This is a genomic window from Fuerstiella marisgermanici (genome assembly GCF_001983935.1).
GTDB classification, from domain to species: Bacteria; Planctomycetota; Planctomycetia; order Planctomycetales; family Planctomycetaceae; genus Fuerstiella; species Fuerstiella marisgermanici.
The window spans coordinates 3214190-3232056 of record NZ_CP017641.1; the positions used below are offsets into that span (position 1 = coordinate 3214190).

Annotated in this window: 11 protein-coding genes; 8 read left to right on the forward strand and 3 right to left on the reverse strand. The window is 55.6% G+C overall.

What is annotated here, in order from left to right:
• Positions 1–130 precede the first annotated feature (130 nt).
• The 8 genes from Fuma_RS12160 to Fuma_RS12205 all read left to right on the forward strand — a co-directional run bounded on the left by Fuma_RS12160 (position 131) and on the right by Fuma_RS12205 (position 9528).
• Positions 131–607 (forward strand): hypothetical protein, encoded by a 477-nt coding sequence (locus tag Fuma_RS12160; RefSeq protein ID WP_145944135.1) that lies wholly within the window; start codon positions 131–133, stop codon positions 605–607.
• A 179-nt stretch (positions 608–786) separates the two neighbouring features.
• Positions 787–1764 (forward strand): alpha/beta hydrolase, encoded by a 978-nt coding sequence (locus tag Fuma_RS12165; RefSeq protein WP_229360903.1) that lies wholly within the window; start codon positions 787–789, stop codon positions 1762–1764.
• Between the two features lie 45 nt (positions 1765–1809).
• Positions 1810–2622 (forward strand): SDR family oxidoreductase, encoded by an 813-nt coding sequence (locus Fuma_RS12170; protein ID WP_077024382.1) that lies wholly within the window; start codon positions 1810–1812, stop codon positions 2620–2622.
• A gap of 12 nt (positions 2623–2634) precedes the next feature.
• Positions 2635–3375 (forward strand): 2-C-methyl-D-erythritol 4-phosphate cytidylyltransferase, encoded by a 741-nt coding sequence (gene ispD / locus Fuma_RS12175; RefSeq protein ID WP_077024383.1) that lies wholly within the window; start codon positions 2635–2637, stop codon positions 3373–3375.
• 9 nt (positions 3376–3384) lie between these two features.
• A complete protein-coding gene (locus tag Fuma_RS12180; protein WP_077024384.1) occupies positions 3385–5340 on the forward strand; it encodes a zinc ribbon domain-containing protein in 1956 nt (651 codons plus the stop codon).
• Positions 5341–5601: 261 nt separating this feature from the next.
• Positions 5602–6516, forward strand: a complete 915-nt coding sequence (locus Fuma_RS12185; RefSeq protein WP_077024385.1) for a hypothetical protein — start codon at positions 5602–5604, stop codon at positions 6514–6516.
• Positions 6517–7238: 722 nt separating this feature from the next.
• Positions 7239–8048 carry a DUF5666 domain-containing protein gene (locus tag Fuma_RS12200; RefSeq protein ID WP_077024388.1) on the forward strand — a complete coding sequence of 270 codons (810 nt, stop codon included), beginning with the start codon at positions 7239–7241 and terminating at the stop codon, positions 8046–8048.
• Positions 8049–8067: 19 nt separating this feature from the next.
• Positions 8068–9528: an IS66 family transposase gene (locus Fuma_RS12205; protein ID WP_077022387.1), complete on the forward strand. Its 1461-nt coding sequence runs from the start codon at positions 8068–8070 to the stop codon at positions 9526–9528.
• Positions 9529–9801: 273 nt separating this feature from the next.
• Here Fuma_RS12205 and Fuma_RS12210 read toward each other — a convergent pair whose 3' ends face one another.
• The 3 genes from Fuma_RS12210 to Fuma_RS12220 all read right to left on the reverse strand — a co-directional run bounded on the left by Fuma_RS12210 (position 9802) and on the right by Fuma_RS12220 (position 17833).
• On the reverse strand, positions 9802–11106 hold the full coding sequence (locus Fuma_RS12210) for an IS256 family transposase (protein ID WP_077022463.1): 1305 nt from the start codon (positions 11104–11106) through the stop codon (positions 9802–9804).
• A gap of 174 nt (positions 11107–11280) precedes the next feature.
• Positions 11281–12141, reverse strand: a complete 861-nt coding sequence (locus Fuma_RS12215; protein ID WP_077024389.1) for a CAAX prenyl protease-related protein — start codon at positions 12139–12141, stop codon at positions 11281–11283.
• A 100-nt stretch (positions 12142–12241) separates the two neighbouring features.
• Positions 12242–17833 (reverse strand): hypothetical protein, encoded by a 5592-nt coding sequence (locus Fuma_RS12220; RefSeq protein WP_077024390.1) that lies wholly within the window; start codon positions 17831–17833, stop codon positions 12242–12244.
• Between the last annotated feature and the right edge of the window lie 34 nt (positions 17834–17867).

The window sequence follows — 17867 nt, forward strand, 5'->3', positions numbered from 1 at the left end:
TGGAAGGCACTTAAGGCGGTGTTGGAAAACCCCACCGAAAAGCGTCTTTTCCTGGATCGCTCTTTGCATTTGGGTTGGGCTCCCCTCGAAGCATCGAAGCAACGAGCACCTATGCAGGATGATCCACACGATGATGAACCGGAAAAAGCGGCAGCGACTGAAAATTGAATCGGACGGACACACAGCCTTCGTGGGTCTGGACGACATCGAAATCTGGGACGGTGCCGATCTCGCGCTGTTGCGCGAAATTCTCGGCGAACTGATTGGGCAGGATCAGTACCGTGTCATTGGCATCAATCTGCATTCCGTAAAGTACATCCCCAGCGGCTTTTTCGGCATGCTGTACGAATGGTACGAGGACGGCATCCGAATTCTGCTCCGAGAACCTCAGCCAAACGTAGAACAGATGCTGTGGTTTCGTATGTTCTTCACACGCGAATCTGACAATACGTATTGCCTGAACGACGAAGCCGTCCGCCATCACACGCCCGGCCAGCAGGTAGAATACCACAAACGCGAGTTCACCGGCGAAGTCGCTGAAAACGGCGAAGAGATGATCGAAATCGACGAACTGCCTCACTTCGATCCGGAACCAGCCGCGAGCTGATCTTTCGCTGAACGTCCATACTCGTGGGAACTCCAGATGCCGCTGTTCATGTGCGGCTGGAGGCCCCAATCAGACTGCAGTGAATACTTCAGGCATAAACCCAGCAGTTGCCAACCCGCGTAGAATTTGCTGTCCGTTTACGAAGCTCGACCGTACCTGTAAACTATGGTTTCAGGGCGATGTTTGGTCGTAAGACGCGGTCTGGTCGACATCGCATCACCACAGCTTCGAAAACGTTCTACGCGGATCTCTTCATCATGCGGATTCTGGTGCTGCTGACAGCAGCTTTGCCGTTCTTCGCGATCACTGATGCGCCCTCTGTCCGCGGCGACGAAACGGATTCGGTGACGGTTCGCCGCGACCTGACCTACGCATCCGTCGATGGCAAGCCGTTGAAGCTGGACTTGTACGTTCCAAAAGCAGCCAGCAAGCCACCGCTTGTCGTCTGGATTCATGGCGGTGGCTGGCGAGCGGGGTCGAAGAAGTCGCCGGCCCTCATGGAAGTCACGAAGCACGGATACGCTCTGGCCAGCATCGACTACCGATTTGCGCAACAAGCCATTTTTCCGGCTCAAATCCACGACTGCAAGGCGGCCGTACGTTGGCTGCGAGCTCATGCCGACGAATACGGCTACGACGGGAACTGGATCGCAGTGGCGGGCAGTTCTGCGGGCGGGCATCTGGCGTTATTGTTGGGCGTTTCGGGCGACACAGACAAGCTGGATGGCGAGGTCGGTGAACATCTTGACCAGTCGTCGAAGGTGCAAGCCGTCATCGACTATTTCGGCCCATCCGATTTCGTGCTGCGTGGTAAGACACAGCCCGATCGAGCCTACAGCGAACTGTCCGGCAGCTTTGACTTGCTGGGCGGCCCGGTCAATGGCAGGCCGACGCCTGAAGCAGAAGCCTACGCCAGCCCGGCCACGTACGTCTCGGCCAACGATCCGCCGCTGTTGATTTTCCACGGCGACAAAGACGAAGTCGTTCTGATGGATCAAAGTCAGCGAATTGAAAAGCTGTATCACCATACGAAGCTGGACGCCACGCTGGTTGTCGTGGACGGTGCTGGTCACGGCGGCCGCAGATTTTTTCGAGGCGACTATTTTGAAACGGCGGTGAAGTTTCTGAACGAACACCGTCCGAAAGAAGTTCAATAATCCCTACCTTGAGGCGCGACCTCATAGAAACGTTTGTAGAAAACCATGAGTAACGATTTGTTTGACCTGAGTAATGATGTGGCCGTCGTCATCGGCGGAACCGGTACACTGGGCGGTTCTATGGCGAGCGCGCTGGCTTCCAGCGGAGCTCGCGTGGCCATCCTGGGACGCAGCGAAGAACGCGGCGCGGCTCGCGTGAAGGAAATTGAAGCCGCAGGCGGCACGGCCATGTTCCACGCCGCCGATGCGCTGGATCCGGATTCTCTTGTGGCCGCGCGAGATGCCATCAACAACCAGCTTGGCCCTGTCAGCATCCTGCTCAGCGCGGCCGGCGGAAATCGACCGGACGCAACGTTGCCACCCGGTTCTAATTTCTGCACCTTGCCGCGCGAAGCCTGGAATGAAGTCTTCGACTTGAATCTGGTCGGCGGATCGTTGCTGCCGTCGCAGGTGTTTGGCGAAACCATGCTGGCCGAAGGTCGTGGCAGCATTATCAACGTTGCGTCGATGGCCGGCATGATTCCGCTGTCGCGCGTCGTCGCGTATTCGGCGGCGAAAGCCGCCGTGTTGAATCTCACGCAGTTCCTGGCTCGCGAATGGGCAACCAAAGGCGTGCGAGTCAACGCGATCAGCCCCGGCTTCTTTCCAGCCGAACAAAACAAAGCGTTGCTGTTTAACGAAGACGGCAGCTACACAGAACGTGGCGGCCAGATTATCGGCCACACTCCAATGGCGCGGTTCGGTTCGGCAGAAGAATTGTCCGGAGCTGTCGTCTGGCTGGCTTCACAGAAGGCGTCCAGTTTTGTGACGGGGCAGAATATCGTCGTGGACGGAGGCTTCATTTCGACGACGATTTAGCGAAAGAACGCCATGTCGAAATTTGCAGTCATCATCCCGGCGGCCGGCGAGAGTTCACGGTTTCGTGGATTTCGCCGCAAGAAGCCCTTCGTGGAATTGAAGGGCCGAGCCATCTGGCTGCGCACCGTGGACCACTTCATTAACCGCGACGACGTTTCTGAAGTGGTGCTGGTGCTGGCCAAAGACGATCTGGAAGAATTTCGTGAGCGGTTCCAGCCGAACCTCACGTTCATGAACATTCACATCGCCGAAGGTGGAGCGACGCGCGCAGACAGCGTGCAAAACGGGATAGCGGCTCTAACAAAACCCGCCGACTACATTGCTGTTCACGACGCTGCTCGGCCACTGCTCACCAAAGCGTGGATTTCGGAATTGTTCGAAACGGCCATGCGAAAGCAGGCCGTTATTCCGGCGGTCGCCGTCAGCAGCACCGTGAAGAAGGTCGATGATTCGGGTAGAATTCAGCAGACCATCGACCGCACGCATCTCATGCTGGCTCAAACACCGCAGGTCTTTCGAACAGAGATTCTCAAGAACGCCTATCAACAGGCAGAGACGGCTTCTGGTTTTACGGATGAAGCGTCACTGGTGGAAGCCACCGGCCAGCCAGTGTTTGTCCATGAAGGCTGGCCAGCGAACATTAAGATCACCACAAAACAGGACTTCGACCTGGCCGAAGCTCTGCTGGCATCGCTGCCGACGGACGCCGGTCTGCCGGGGTTGCATCCTTTCTCTGAAGATCGATTCAGCTAACACAACAATATGTCCGTCACGATCCACTGCCCGAAATGTTCGTCCGGTTTGAAGCTGCCAAGCCGTAAGCTGCTCGGCCGCAAAGGAAAGTGTCCGAAGTGTCAGCACCGGTTTGTTCTGAAAGAACCGGAAGAAGTCGAATTGGAATTGGCCGAACCAGAATCGCCCGCCACACCTCAAACGCCGCAAGTCGGCACGTCGGCGAAATGGGTACCGGACGAACCCGCGGCGCCCGTATTCTCTCTGGCCAACGACGGGCCGGTGCCGAAATCAAAGCCCGGAAAGTTTCCCGTCAACGAGCCTCCTGCAGCGGACTCATCGTTCAACTTTGCCGATGTCGCCACCGCCGCGTCAGCTATTTCAACCGAATCTTCGGATGCAGCCAGTGAATCGGTGACCAGCCGCATTCGCAATCGACGCAAAAAACGCCGCACGGGCCCTATCGCTGTGGGTGTCGGGACCGCGCTGCTGGCGTTCTGCCTGCTGGGACTTTGGTGGCAACAGAATTCACAAACGGCGGACGACGCTGCAGCAAGCAAACAACCGCCGCAGGTGAACGTGCAGCTTGAGCAGGAAACTCAGCAACTGGCGGCTGAAAACGAAGACGCTAAGTCGATCAGCCCGACTCACGGTGAACCGGTCACCGTGCAGTACATGCCCTTCACGCCACACCTTGTGTTTCACATTCGCCCGGCGGATGTCTGGTCGAATAATCGGTCCATGAAAGAGTTCATTGCCGCATTGGGTGACCCCGGCTTCGGTCGTTGGCTGCACGATTCCATATTGAACCTTACGAAGTTCGAACCCACCGAAATCGAAGAACTCACCATCGGCATCAACTTTGGAGCCAGAACGGCAACACCAGACGTGGCGGCTGTTGTGCGGCTGACCGCCGAACAGTCGGAAGTCGAATTGCAGCGTGACCGATTCGCCGCGCGCCGCCGGCCGGACCCGACGGTGAAGATGTTTCAAACGAATGAGTTCAACTACCTGCTGGTCGACAACAAAACGTTTGTGGTGGCACCAGCAGCGCTGACGGACGAACTCACCGAAGCTCTTACGTTTTCTTACCGGCCGTCCCTGCAACTGGAATCACTGCTAAAGGAAAGCGATCGTCAAAGACAGGCGACGCTGCTGTTTGACGTTGCGAACATCGATACCCACCGCGAGTACATTTTCAATCAGGATCTGCAGACGCTGGCGGATCAGTTTGTGCTGTGGTTTGGCAACGACGTGCAAACGGTAAGCTGGAGTTTCCATTTGTCGCCGGAACATCTTTATATGGAGACTCTGCTGCGACACGCCAATGACAGCTCACCGCGGAAAGTGAAGCGATACATCAGCGGACAACTGGAAGACCTTCCGCAGACTCTGGCCGCTGCCGTTCGCTTTATGAAGCCGCCGACAATTGGCTACCGCGAAATGATCGGTCGTTTTCCCGCCATGATGAAAGCCACCGCGCTGGGAACTCGCAGCTTTGTCGGCTCCGACCACGTTCGGCTGCTGACGTTCCTGCCTCGCAAAGCCGCCCCCAATCTGGCGGCCGCATCGTTGTTCACATGGAATCAATCTCTGGTGACGGATTTCGACGGCCCAGCCCCGCTGGCGTCTTCCGGCAAGAAGTTGCCCGACAAAATTATCGATCGCTTGCAGATGCCGGTCTACATCGACTTCCGAGGCACACCGCTCCAGGAAGCGCTGGCTTACATCGGTGAAGAAATCCAAACGCCATTCGACATCAACGGCGACGGCCTGAAGCAGGTGGCGTTAACGCAAAATATGCGGCAGACACACAACCTCGGCGAAGTGCCAGCCATGGCGGCTCTGCACGCGATTGTGTCAAACCCGGACTATCGCAACGCGATGGTGTTGAGTATCGACGAAGCGGCAAAAAAAATCATCGTCACCTCTCGCCCAGCCGCCGAAGCAGCCAGCCTGCCGATCCTGGACACGGCTCCAAAGTGACTGGCAAGGGCAGGCCCCCGCCTGCCGCGAAACACTGGTGCATCGAAATGTTACACAGAAGCCTGACCTACAAGCTATGTGCAGGAAACCATACAAGACCACCCCCCCCAACAGAAACGTCAATTTTCCAGTTTGGTTCGTCGTGAATAGAAATTTCGTTTATTTATTTCGCCAACCGTGCTGTGTTACACTGGTTGACCTAAGAAGCAAATCGAGGAACATCCAGGCCCTAAGCTGAAGGTAGGAGAGAAGAAGAAAGACGTGCGTCGCCCGACGATTATTTTTGCAAAGCATGTCGTTCTCTGGGAGGGCAAAGAAGTGATGACATGGGAGCAGATGCTTAACCGTCTCAAGGGCTGGCGCAAGGACATTCGCGTACTTCCCCGCATTTACCAGACGTCAGGGCATACCAAGGGGGCTGACGGAAAATTCAATGGCAGTTCGAACAGAATACTTGAGGCCGTAGGTCCTCAGGAGTTCACAATGATGTCGTTCGTACAGGGCGTAAAGAATGAATTATACGACAGTACCCGCATACAAGCAGACCTTGCTCGAAAATCAGGCACTGAACTACGTGGCAAACTAACGCTGCCATCATCCGCCGCCGCGGCCGGTGCTCAAATTGTTGTGCTGCCCAAGGGACGCTGGGGCAACCTTAATTTGAGCCAATCGACATTTGCCAATCCCGTTGACGAGGTCTGTAGCTACGCAAAAGAAAGTGGTGAATTTGAAATCCACGTCGACGCGGCAGAATATGACATCGGGTTCTTCCACAAAGAGGGCTACCTGGTTGTCAAGGGACCACTCAAACACACTGCGGAATACAAGCTGCAGCCATGGCAGAGAATCACGCTTACAACCAAAGACTGGCCCGACGACCAAAAGGACGAAGTTTGGATACGCCCCGAAGGAACCAGTCCACCATGCCCCGGTTTCTCGCTGGCATGGTTGCACGGCAAACGCCGAACTGTGACATTGAATGTACCTGTCGGCATAGGGAAAACGACTCAGCTATACAGCCCAAACGGCGGCGGGGGCGCTGTCACCGGGGGAACCACGCGGCTCGTAATTCGCCCTGGAGAACCTCAGACAATCGCCTTGCCCGCAATGACAGACGAACAACGTGCCGCCGGCAAAAGGAAATGGGAAGGTTTCCTCAGCGAACCGCAGGAATGATAGACTGCCTCAGGCAAGACTGAAGCCAGAGTCGCAACGTGTATGAGTTGCCGTGCGGCCTTAGGCTGCCTTACGACACCGAACGTTCGCTCACAAGAAGCGTAGATTTCAAGTGCTGGTCGACTCCGCACTTGCGGGAACGGTCTGCGATCGAAGGTGAGCAACGGCCATGTCCGACAGTTTTTGACGCAAGTTCGTTCAGCGTTGCTTTGTTGCGGTCCGCCTCAACCAACAATTTCTTCGGCCGAACGTTCACAACCATTGGGGCTGTGAGTCTTTGAGTCAGCTTGCTTCTTCGGCCTATATCCCGCCGACTGTGCTGTTCCAATAATAATACGTCTACCGACCGGCTTGCAAAGTCTGCACCGCTGGACAGACCGTCTTGCCGGCTGTCGGTACAACACTTCGGGACGCTTGCGGTTCCGCATTAGCCGGCGTCGTTCGTCGTCGGCGACATTTGTCGCCTTCTCCTGTCTTTCTGCCGTGGCTGGCGGAATCGTTTGCTAGCCACGCGGATGATTTGAGTCGGTTTTTTAACGGCCTGGAAGGTCGCTGGCCGATCGGTTTTTGGCTTGGGCGCTTCGGTGTCTGGTGGATTTCGCCAGTCGCTGGGCAGCGAAAACAGCGTGCAAAGCTATTAGACACCATTGGGCTCGGCCGCTTTGGCACGACAGATGCATCCCACTGAGTACAGCTAACAGACTCAGAAAAGGAGTAGCATCATGAATGCCAGAATCAAACGACGCGTACGTGCCAGCCTTGTGGCCAGCGCCCTGGCCAGCGGAATCATCATTCTGACGGCGTTCGGCATGATGACCGCACTACGCGGAGGCACAAGAACGACCGCCACACCGAGTGAAGCGACTGCGGCAGCCGCCATCACTGAAGTTTCATTGTCGGGCGACATCACGAAGCTCACTGATGACAGCTTCGAGTTAAAAGATGCGGACTCGAAGGTTCAGACGGTGACTGTGGACGACGACACCATCTATACACTCGACGGCAGCGAAGCGTTGTTCTCAAGCTTGAAGGTGGGCCATACGGTAAGCGTCCAGCTCAAACCAGATAGCGACAAAACGGTCGCGAAATCGGTAGACGCCACCAGTCGCGTGGACGGGCAATGTGACGAAGCGATACGTTCGTCTACCGCTCCACATTCATCGCGAGTGGCAAACTCGTCGTCGTACAACCGTTCTCGAGCTCTGGCCCCTCACATTGCAATCGCTGAGGGGCAACCGACTTGCCCCACGAACGTCTGCCTCAGCCGTCGCCCGTCAAGATCTTGCTATTGTTGGGCTTGGACGCTGCAAAGCCCGACGAGGCTTAAACTGCCGAGTGATGCCTTCTCAGAGTTCCGGAAAACGCTCAGCGTACTCGGATTCCAGAGCCTGCAGACCGTGATCTTCCTACAGCAAAACCTCCGCCTAGATCAGATCCAGAATCGCGTCGGAACTATCGGTGATGTGCGAATACTCTGCCACGAGTGTAGCTGTCCATTTCAGCTTGGAGACTGGTCTTTTTCTGTCGGTTAGATTTTGATACGACAGGTGGATGGACACGGATGTCAGTCAGATCATCGCTGTGGAAGTGAAGCAGCTTGTGCTTAGCCTGCAGCGTGAGGTTGCGGAGCTGCGGGACGAGAACCGGCGGCTGCGTGATCGGATTGAAGAGCTCGAAGGTAAGAACCCCACAGAGCGACTCGACGAGGCGTTTTCGGTGACGGCGGAAGAGAGACGCCGCGCTGAAACGGGCCGCCGAAAAGGTCGCAAAAAACAATCCTCGGCGCGTCGCGGTCGTCGCACAACCGAGCAGAAAGCGGACAACGCCGAACGACGCGAACTCATTCTGCCGGAAGGTTACAACGTCGCAGAGTGCCGTTTCGTTCGGGAACGTTTCGTCTGGAGAGTGATCAACGGCCAAGCCGTGCAGGTCGTCTATGAAATCTATCACGGCCCCAACGGCGAGAAATCCGAAATTCCGGGCGTGTGGCCGCGGTCCGAATTCGGCATTGAAGTTCATATCGCGCTGGCTCGCATTGTGACCATCACGGGACTGTCGATCGACAAGACGTGTGCATTGATTGAATTCTTCTGGAATCTGCCGCTCGGCAAATCCCAGGCGGACGCTCTGTTGAATCAACTGGCACGGCGTTGGGAACAGGAATTCGAATCTCTGTGTGACCTGATGGCGTTCAGTGCGATTGTGCATGCAGACGAAACCAGTTGGAGTATCAACAGCGTGTGGGCTTTTTTGTCGGAGAAGGCGCGCGTGCTGATCTTCGGATGCCGCAAAGACGGCGACACACTGGCTCAGATCCTGTCGAAAGAATTGTTTGGAGGCGTGCTTGTTTCGGACGATGCGGCCGTGTACCGAGGTTTCAGTCACGCACAGAAATGCTGGGCTCACCTGCTGCGGAAGGCCATCCGTCTGACGCTGCTGAAGCCGGACAACGAAGAGTACCAGCGACTGCTCGACGGCCTGCTGGAAATTTTCTACGCGGCCAAACGCCACGCCGCCGATGGTCGTCTTGGCGATGCCGGTCGTGCGGCGAAGGTCGATGAACTTGATAACACGCTGGCGGCTCTGCTGGTGCGTTACTGCGCCGAGGATTCCGATGTTCGGGCGGCCGACTTCGGCAAGGATTTTGACAACCTGGTCTCAGAACTGATTCGGCTGATGACGGAAGAGGAGTTGTTTTGTTTTGTGACAAGCCCGGCCGCGCCAGCAACGAACAACGAAGCGGAACGCAGTCTTCGCGGCGCGGCCATGGACCGTCGCACAGGTCGAACGAGCAAAACATCGAAGGGAGCCCGTCGCCGCAGCATTCTTACAAGCGTCCTGGAATCGCTGAATCTCCATCTGAAAACACCAACGCTCAGTTCCGTGGTGGCCGAGGTCATGACGTGGCAGCAGGATGGATTCAGTCTGTTTGATCGACTGAAACTTGAAGTCGGCCTGACCTCCGCGCCGCCCGGTCAGTCGCGACTGTCCAAACTCGTCCCCGCCAACTGAACACCACACCTCACGCTGCGCACCACGCGGAAATGGACAGCTACGCCACGAGTGCCTCTACGGCAACCTGATCTCAATTCCCCCACCGCTGCTGAGCTCGTCCAAGACGTGATCAAGGTGTCTGGGATTGCCACGCATGAATATGATGTGGTCCGGTCGCAATCGTTTGGGCGACAACAAACAGATAGCCCTGCAATTTCTGATTGTTGGAATTCGTGTTAAGCTATCGTCAAATGCGAGCAATTGTCAAATGTTGTGTTTTGGGTTTTTGATTTAGGCGGCGATATCATCCTGCATGATTCCGTCTTTGAAGGAACGTCCTTCGATGACGAGTGTGATCTTTTCGTGGCAGTTGAGTCGTCTCCATTTCTTCGATGCTGACTGAGCCAGCTTGAACATCATCGCTAAGCTCGCCCGTCTTGTTCCGCTGCCTTTGGTCTTGCGGTGACGAAGGCGGATCGTCGCGAAGGTGGATTCGATCGGGTTGGTTGTCCGCAAGTGGCTCCAGTGTTCGGCCGGGAAATCGTAGAACGTCAGCAGCTCGTCGCGGTCCTTCTTCAGGCAATCGCAAGCCGCTGCATACTTCGCACCGTACTTTTCAATGAATTTATCGAACGCTTTGTTCGCATCGTCCTTCGTTTCTGCCTGCCAGATTTCGTGCAGGTCGCCTTTCGCTTTGGGTTGAACGCTCTTAGGCATCTTGTTGAGAACATTGGCCGTCTTGTGAACCCAACAGCGTTGTTCACGAGTCTCGGGGAATACTTTGCGGATCGCGGCCCAGAAGCCAAGCGCACCATCGCCAACGGCAACCTTCGGTGACAATTGCAGGCCACGTTGCTTCAAGTCGACCAGTAACTCGCACCAGCTCTGCTCGCTCTCGCGGTAACCGTCCAGCACCGCGATCAATTCTTTCTGGCCTTCCGGCGTAGCCCCCATCAGCACCAGCAAACACTGCTTTTTATTGGCGTCATCCTCCAGTCGGACCTTCGCGTGAATGCCGTCGGCCCAGATGTAAACGTACTGCTTGTTCGATAGATCCCGCTTGCTCCAGTCATCGTATTCGCTGCACCACTGATCCTTGAGCCGGCAAACCACGTTGGGACTCAGCCCGGCGGCCCGCTCGCCGACGAGCGACTGCAACGCCTCGTTGAAGTCACCCGTGGAAATTCCTTTGAGGTAAAGCCAGGGGATGAGTTCTTCAATGGCCTTCGTTTTTCGCAGATAGCTCGGAAGCACGCTTGGCGAGAAAGCCACCCGTTTTTCGCGATCAGGATCGTTGTCGCGGACACGCCCCTGAGTGACCGGAATCGCTCCGGCACCGGTGAGGATGTCCCGCTCCGGAAGGCTTCCGTTCTTGACGACCAGTCGCCGGCCGTGCTCGTCAGTCCGATCCGCATGCATGGCGACGAACGCATCCACCTCGGCATCGACTGCGGTTTGTAGCATCCGCCTGGCTCCCTCACGGACAATCTCGTCGAGCGGACTTCGCTCGTCGAACTGAGCCCGAAAGGAAATCACTTCGGGATCGAGCGCTTGACCCACTGGCACTTTGGTTCGGTCTGTTTTAGTCTTGCTCATAGCGTATTCCTTTGCCCACTTCGGGCCGTTGGAGAGGAGAAGTTCCAACAGGATGCGCCACCTTTCTCATTCACTCAAGAACACAACTTTCGACAATACCTCCCAACGGGAACGACGTGTCCTATTCGGAGCGTTAGCTCCAATCGGCTGGCGGGCCGTCCCGCCCCGCCCCGCCTACCAGTAGCCCCACTGTTGAGTCGACATGACGTACAGCCCCAGCAGTAGATTGGCGACGGCGTGCATCAGCACGCACGCGGACAGGCTTTTGGTTTTCACGGCCACGCCGTACGCCAGCAGGCCGTAGAAGGTGGCTCCGAAATAGTCGACTGGAGCGTGAGCCAGCACAAACAAAGCTGTCACGACCACAAGGCTTAGCTTATGAAAAGTGCCGAAGGGAACCTGCCAGTAATCGCCGTCCATGTCGGCCACAAACCGCATCAGGAATCCTCGCCAGAAGATCTCTTCCACCAGCGGCACCACCAGCACCAGTCGAGCGAACCGGAACAGCACTGTCGCCCAATACCAGCCCGGTCCGTATGCCGATACTGCCGACGGATCGAAGCCGTCAGATCGATCAGCGAAGCCGACGTACTTCCACCAGCCTTCCGACAGTTCAAGTGATCGAAACAGAAACCCGGGCGCGAGCCAAACCACGATGCCCAGCACTCCGGCGGCCGAGGCCAGTAGCCAGCCTGTGTGAGGCCGAAACTGGTACTCTTTCCAATACCACGCCAGCAATACAGCGGTCACAAGCGTTTGCACCGGAAACAACCACAGCTTCGGCTCGCTCACATACCACGCCTGGCCCGGACTGCCTGCGGTTGGTGTGGGCTCGTCTGAGTTCGCGTCAAAGGCAGGCCCGGATTCGGTGTCAGTGTGCTGCAGAGAAACGTCGGCGGTGTCCGGCAGCAAACCAACCGACGTCAACAAATCCGGCACGCCAAGAAACAGCATGAACACGACGAAGGGGACGACGTACGCTTGAGCCCGTCGCTGAGCAGATTGGTTGGACGGAACGTGGGGCTCTTCAGTCACGATAAGTGTTACTACTTTCAAAAAAGAAGCCCGGCTTCTTATAAAAGCCGGGCTTATGGCAGACCGAAAGACGGCGTCGAAACCGATTCCATATTTGCAACTACTGAATTTCCAGTCTCGCTTTGACTAAGCTCTCCCAGTCAAAATCTCCGCTTCCAGCATCAAACGCATTGATGGCCTCAGAACGGTCGATCAGGAAGATCGCCCGTTTGTGGTCGTCAGCAGTCGTTCCGTCTTCATCCAGATCGAATGCCCCACCGACTTGGACTAATCCCGTTGCCGGATCCTGATACGCTTCGAAGTAGCCAGCCGTTGCAAAGACAATAAACGAGTTACTGACGGTTGTTGTGTTGTTGGCGATCTTCGAAAGCAACTGATGACGCTCAACTGTCGTGGAAGACGCTGGCGGAGTGATGTGTTGTGCGGCTGTTCCAATCTCAGCCCAGTTACGATTCGATGCGGGATTTCCGTCAGCACGGTCATTCTCGAGTCGTCTCCAGATTGTCGACTCAAAACCGCCATCGATTGTCGCGGCACGATATGGCTGGCTACCGGGCAGGCCCGGTGCCCACACCCTCGCAGCACCGTCAACCGAATTTGTCGAACCCGGGTCGTAGGTGCGAACTATGCCATCTCGATCGTTTACGAATTCATGCCATCGATCTCGTCCAGTAGGCGCTCCTGCCGGGTGAGTGAAGTTGCCGTCGTTAAACTCATTGCCAGGATCGGTGCCAGCACCAGTGTAGTAGGGCGTCGCATTTGCGTCGGCAGCGACGTCCATAAGAAACGGGTCGTCAATAAGCCCTGCGAAAACCTCACGATGTCGGAGCATATTCAGATTGAGTTTTCCCGGAACACGGTTCTGAGCAAGATAGTTGCCCAGCATGCGATGAACGCGTGAAGGTACTTCCACGAACTGCAGGATTCGGTACCAGCGATTGTCATTGGCCTGATCCAGGAATAAGTCGCTGTTGGGGGCCGTCCCGGGCGTAACATCGGTGAAGTCCGGCTGCAGGAACATTGCAGAAGCGCTGGAAATTAGTGCATTGTTGGCAGCAGCGCCTTGTCCCTGTGCAAATGGTGGGAGTCGCGACCAATCCAGTCGCTGTGTTACGAGCTCTGGGCCGTAGACTGGGAGATTTAGCAATTCCGAATTGGACACAAAATCTCGATCGAAATGAGGCTGATATAGATTCCACTGCGGCAGTGCGTTGCTGTTCGCGTTCGTTATAGAGTTGTAGCGATGATTTGCCTTTGCTGTGTTTGGATAGGTCGTCTCACTCTCAGCATTCAACGGCTGGTTCCTTTCATTGCTACGCAGGTTGAGCAGTTCGTTCTGAATATCCAACGGGTCCGTCATCGCCAACGTAATCCCGAATGGCGTAAACGTGACGCGAATGCGATCTACGTTCACCCATGGATTTGCGGTCTGGCTAAGTGACGGCATATTTGGATTGACTCGACGCTGTAGGACCAAGTCGAATCCAACATCACCACTACTGGCAAAACGCCCAGCGGGAAAGGCAGAAGAAGGAGGAGGAACATTGTTGACAAATGTGTCGCAGCCAGCGTAAGTACTCAGTGTTTCGAGAAACTTACCTTTAGTGCTGGTCACAGTGCCGTCTCCAGTGATGCTGCTATCATCTTCAAGCACGCGAGCCACAAACCCGGTCGACAAGTGGTTTGTGTGATGAAGATCGATATCGCACTCGCGTGTTGCTGTAGTAATGTCATTCGTCGCGGCATCGACATCGGGGGCGATCCGTTCAAAGACATCCTCACTGGCATACATGTTGGGACTGTTGTAATCAACGTAGAACTCGCTCATGTCGAGTTCTACGCCGCCACTGCTGGTCAACTCAGGACTTCCGGTACTTATTGTCAATGACCCGCCTGGTGGCACGAAGCCTCCGGCCAGGGCATCCTGCAACAGGACGATCGCGCGATCAAAATCGTTGGGGGCCGCGATCGGCGCGTCCGCTCCGTTGTTTCGATCAAATCGAGCAATACGCCAAACGCAATTATCTTTCGTTGTCGCATCAGCTCCCAGGCTGACATTCAGCGGCTGAACGTTCGTAATTTCAATCTGAAGGAAATCGTGTGCATCAATGGTCCCGGACACGTCCTCATCGTTGTATGGGGTTGCTGGATGATCCATCGTTAGTTCCGGTGACCGGACGGCGAAGACTTCGTCGAAGGCGAGTTGCTGGGCTTCCACACCATATACAACCCCTCGATCGTAACTCACAATTTCCGTTGTGTTGCCGTCGCCATCAATATCTCCAACATCTGGCACACCACTGTCTTCCGGGCTAAGTCCGCCGCTGGTCACAAGGTTGTAGTCAGCCACTGGTAGGGAGTTTGGACTTGGGACTGATCCAGCTAGTACCGCAGATGGAAAATCAGCGGTGTAGGGATCGTCATCCAGATTCCATCCATTGCTGAGATTTTTGTCATACTCGAATTTGGTGACGACGTTGTCAGTGTCCAATGAGTCGACCAAATTAACGGCGAACTGCGCCATACGTCGAAGTTGATCGTGCGTGTAGAGAGCCTCCGGATGTGGATTTCCAGGGACCATCGGGTCTAATGCATCCGGAACGAGCGCCGGATCGTTAATCCCGAGATAATTCTTAACAACTCCAGCAGCGTCATTTCGAGCCCCGCCAAGCGTGTACAGCAACACATAGATGTCGCGAGCAAGCTGTTGCCGGTCGCGACGCGCCCAAAACTCTCGTTGAGCAGGTGTCTGTGGGGGGAACCTAACGTTAGTCGCATAGGTAAACGTGTTGGGATCCGAATCCGATGCAAGCTCAAGCGTATATGCCACAGTCTCCGCGCGGACTCCCGTTTCTTCTTCGTCAGGGTGCTCTGTTAAAGGGCGAAAACGTAGCCCCGACCGTTGCATATAGGAAAGGAATTCAGGCGTTCCTTCCGGCGGTGCTTTACTCGTTTCATCTCCGCTGTTCGCAATTCCATCGGGACCAAGCTGATCCCATACGCGGTCAACATCCAGCACGTGGTTAATACTAATAGGAAGCTGCCCGAACAAATCCGTTGTATCCCCTGCTTCCACGGTAACGGCACGCCGTGTTTGCGGTCGGAAAGGGTCGCTGCGGCTGTACGGTCGACCGTTAAGGTTTGTCGTACCAAAGGCGGGTGGAAATTCGGCGTTGCCGTCTCCGTCCGGAAACCCATCATTGTCCCTGTCTGCGCCGTCAGTATCAGCGGAAAATTCCCACCAACGTGAAATACGGTCGCTGTCTCTGTACCCGCCTGCCAGCACTTCGTCCGGTTCGTCGACAGTGCCATCACCGTCGTCGTCAAGTCCTCGTTTGCCTGGTCGTCCGTCGTTACCGAAAGGATGAGAGAAAGGCACGTAGCGAAAGCTGTTGCTGTACGTGGTAATAAGCTCGCGATTTTGGCTGCTGGCATCGAACGCCCAGGGAGCAACCTGAGACATCCGGTCGCTGGGGGTTTCCTGCGAGTTGGCAATGTCCAAAGCCGTCATGTGCAATTCAAACATATCCTGCGGGCCAAAGACGTTGTCAGCGGGCCGTTGGGCCAGCTCTGAATAAAAGATCGTCTCCAGCGGATCTTCGAACAGCATGTCGAAGAAGGGATTGACGATCAGATCGTCACTCGCAGGAACACCATTGTTGAAAGTTTGGTCCACGCCAAAGATATAGCGAGGCGTGTACCGAATCGCTCCGCCCCCCCCAGACGTCGTCGGCATCTCGCGGGCAATGTTGTAGTTAAAATAGCGTGGCCACGATGCGGGATTTGTGGCGACGCTCATAATTGGATTCAACGGATTGCCACCATTGGGTGTTGCCAATGGAGTGCCGCCAGCAAAGCCGGTTACGTTGTGCGTGGTGTTTCGCCCAGTACCGCCAAAGTCAACGGGCTTTCCGTACGAGCGGACGCGTCCCGCATTGAGCAGGGCTTCGCCTTCGTAGGCATTTTGGTTGTCATCGTACCCGGCTCGCCCGGCACCATTTATTGCTCCACCAAATCGTGGACCACCACCGGCACTAACTGTTCTGCGGCTGTTGTCACTTCTTCCAGGGCGAGGGTAGTCGCCGACTTCCTTCGCTCCAGTTAACGCAAAGTACAGATTCTGCACGTCCCCCCAGCGTCCGGGAATGATGTCGTCGATTGCACCGGAGGTGTCATAATCTGCTCGACCGGTTAACAGCCAAAACAACTCCATATTCGCTTGTTCGATTGCCGACAGCGGTCCGCGCCCATAATGCTGTGTGAACTCATTGCGAGCGTCCGCAGGAATCTGAGATTCGAACGTCGTACCGCTTGCTGGCGGCCGTGTATCGCGACGCAGCGCGTAGGTCGGGTTGATTTCATGGGGACCAAGACCGTGATGGGAGGCGGATAACATGCGGTCTCCGAAACTACCGCTACTAACGATCGCCGGCACGTTACCCGTACGCGTCATGTTGTTCAGGTTGCCGTGCACATTCACATTGATTAACGAATCGAGGTCGTAAATGGTAAACGAGTGCAAGACGACATAAAGCCGAGTGAAGCCACCACTGTCGACGTGTTCCTGCAAAGGAAAATGCAGGTCCATCCAGATGCCTTCTTTTGTCGTGTAAGACGTTCCATTCGCATCGACTTCAGAGAATTGATCGTTATCTACATCAAGTTCGTAGACTCGTGGATGCGACCCCGTCCAGAATCCAAGTTCCCCCTGAATTGCAGGATCATCCTGACTGGAGCCGTCGTTTCCTGGGAGGAATGGAAATCCTCCGCTTGCGACACCGTTGCTGGCTGCAGCTGCCGCCGTGAGATATCTCGGCAGGACATCGTTTGTTTGTTGGTTACGAACCAAATGTGACGGGTGAGGCCGGAAACTACGCTTTGCCAGTGCGGTGATCGTCGGATCTTCTGTGGCCCAATTGGGATCCGTCGGTACGTAGAAACCGTTCCGTGTAGTTCCTGACGTCTTCATGTACTGAGGACGAAAGTACGAAGGAATTGTCACTGGTATGGCTTCATAGCGAGGCGTCGGGACGTCCAATACGCCGTTGCCGTTCCGGTCTTCACCCGCATCCAGAGTACCATTGTTATTCACATCTTCTGCATTGTCCCGAATCGCGTATCCACGATAGGCGAGGAACATATTATTGAGGTCAGGATAGGTGTAGTCGACGTCTGGCGAGGGCAGAATTCCTTGTTGTGCCCCGCGACGTTCGAACAGATTGGACAACTCAGCGTTGGCTGCATCCTGATTGGGCATGAGTCCCCAAGCCATCGGGCTATCGACCATGTCGAGCATGAAATCGACCGCGTTCGATGGTATGCCACCCGGGAGTTCTGGTACACCAGCATTGTAGATCGGGAACGGTAGCCCCTGACCAGTATGCGGACTGAGGTCGTTCCCAAATTGATTGCGAACAAGACTATGCCGGCGCGTCGGGCTGTACAGGATGCTGTTGACTTCGTTGTCATTAGGTCCGACTAGAATATGGCGCAACCCCCAATCAAATACGTTGGCGGGTTCGCTGGTCTGAGCCTTGGCCGCTTCGGAAAAGTAATTGGCCGACGCTAGTTCCTGAGACGCGAATGTATAGAACACCATTCCCGTAAATGTCAGCAGCCCGAGTAGGGCAATGACAATCACAAGCGTCGAACCTCGACGTGTGTTTGTTTGGTTTTGCTTGCAGCGTTTCATTGTTCCGGCTCCTGAATGTTTGACCGGTAGTTGG

Bases quoted from the DNA above. Each gene is read 5' to 3' on its own strand.
- ispD (WP_077024383.1), top strand. From the start codon at position 2,635: ATGTCGAAATTTGCAGTCATCATCCCGGCGGCCGGCGAGAGTTCACGG.
- Fuma_RS12160 (WP_145944135.1), top strand. From the start codon at position 131: ATGATGAACCGGAAAAAGCGGCAGCGACTGAAAATTGAATCGGACGGA.
- Fuma_RS12165 (WP_229360903.1), top strand. From the start codon at position 787: ATGTTTGGTCGTAAGACGCGGTCTGGTCGACATCGCATCACCACAGCT.
- Fuma_RS12180 (WP_077024384.1), top strand. From the start codon at position 3,385: ATGTCCGTCACGATCCACTGCCCGAAATGTTCGTCCGGTTTGAAGCTG.
- Fuma_RS12170 (WP_077024382.1), top strand. From the start codon at position 1,810: ATGAGTAACGATTTGTTTGACCTGAGTAATGATGTGGCCGTCGTCATC.
- Fuma_RS12210 (WP_077022463.1), bottom strand. From the start codon at position 11,106: ATGAGCAAGACTAAAACAGACCGAACCAAAGTGCCAGTGGGTCAAGCG.
- Fuma_RS12200 (WP_077024388.1), top strand. From the start codon at position 7,239: ATGAATGCCAGAATCAAACGACGCGTACGTGCCAGCCTTGTGGCCAGC.
- Fuma_RS12220 (WP_077024390.1), bottom strand. From the start codon at position 17,833: ATGAAACGCTGCAAGCAAAACCAAACAAACACACGTCGAGGTTCGACG.
- Fuma_RS12205 (WP_077022387.1), top strand. From the start codon at position 8,068: ATGGACACGGATGTCAGTCAGATCATCGCTGTGGAAGTGAAGCAGCTT.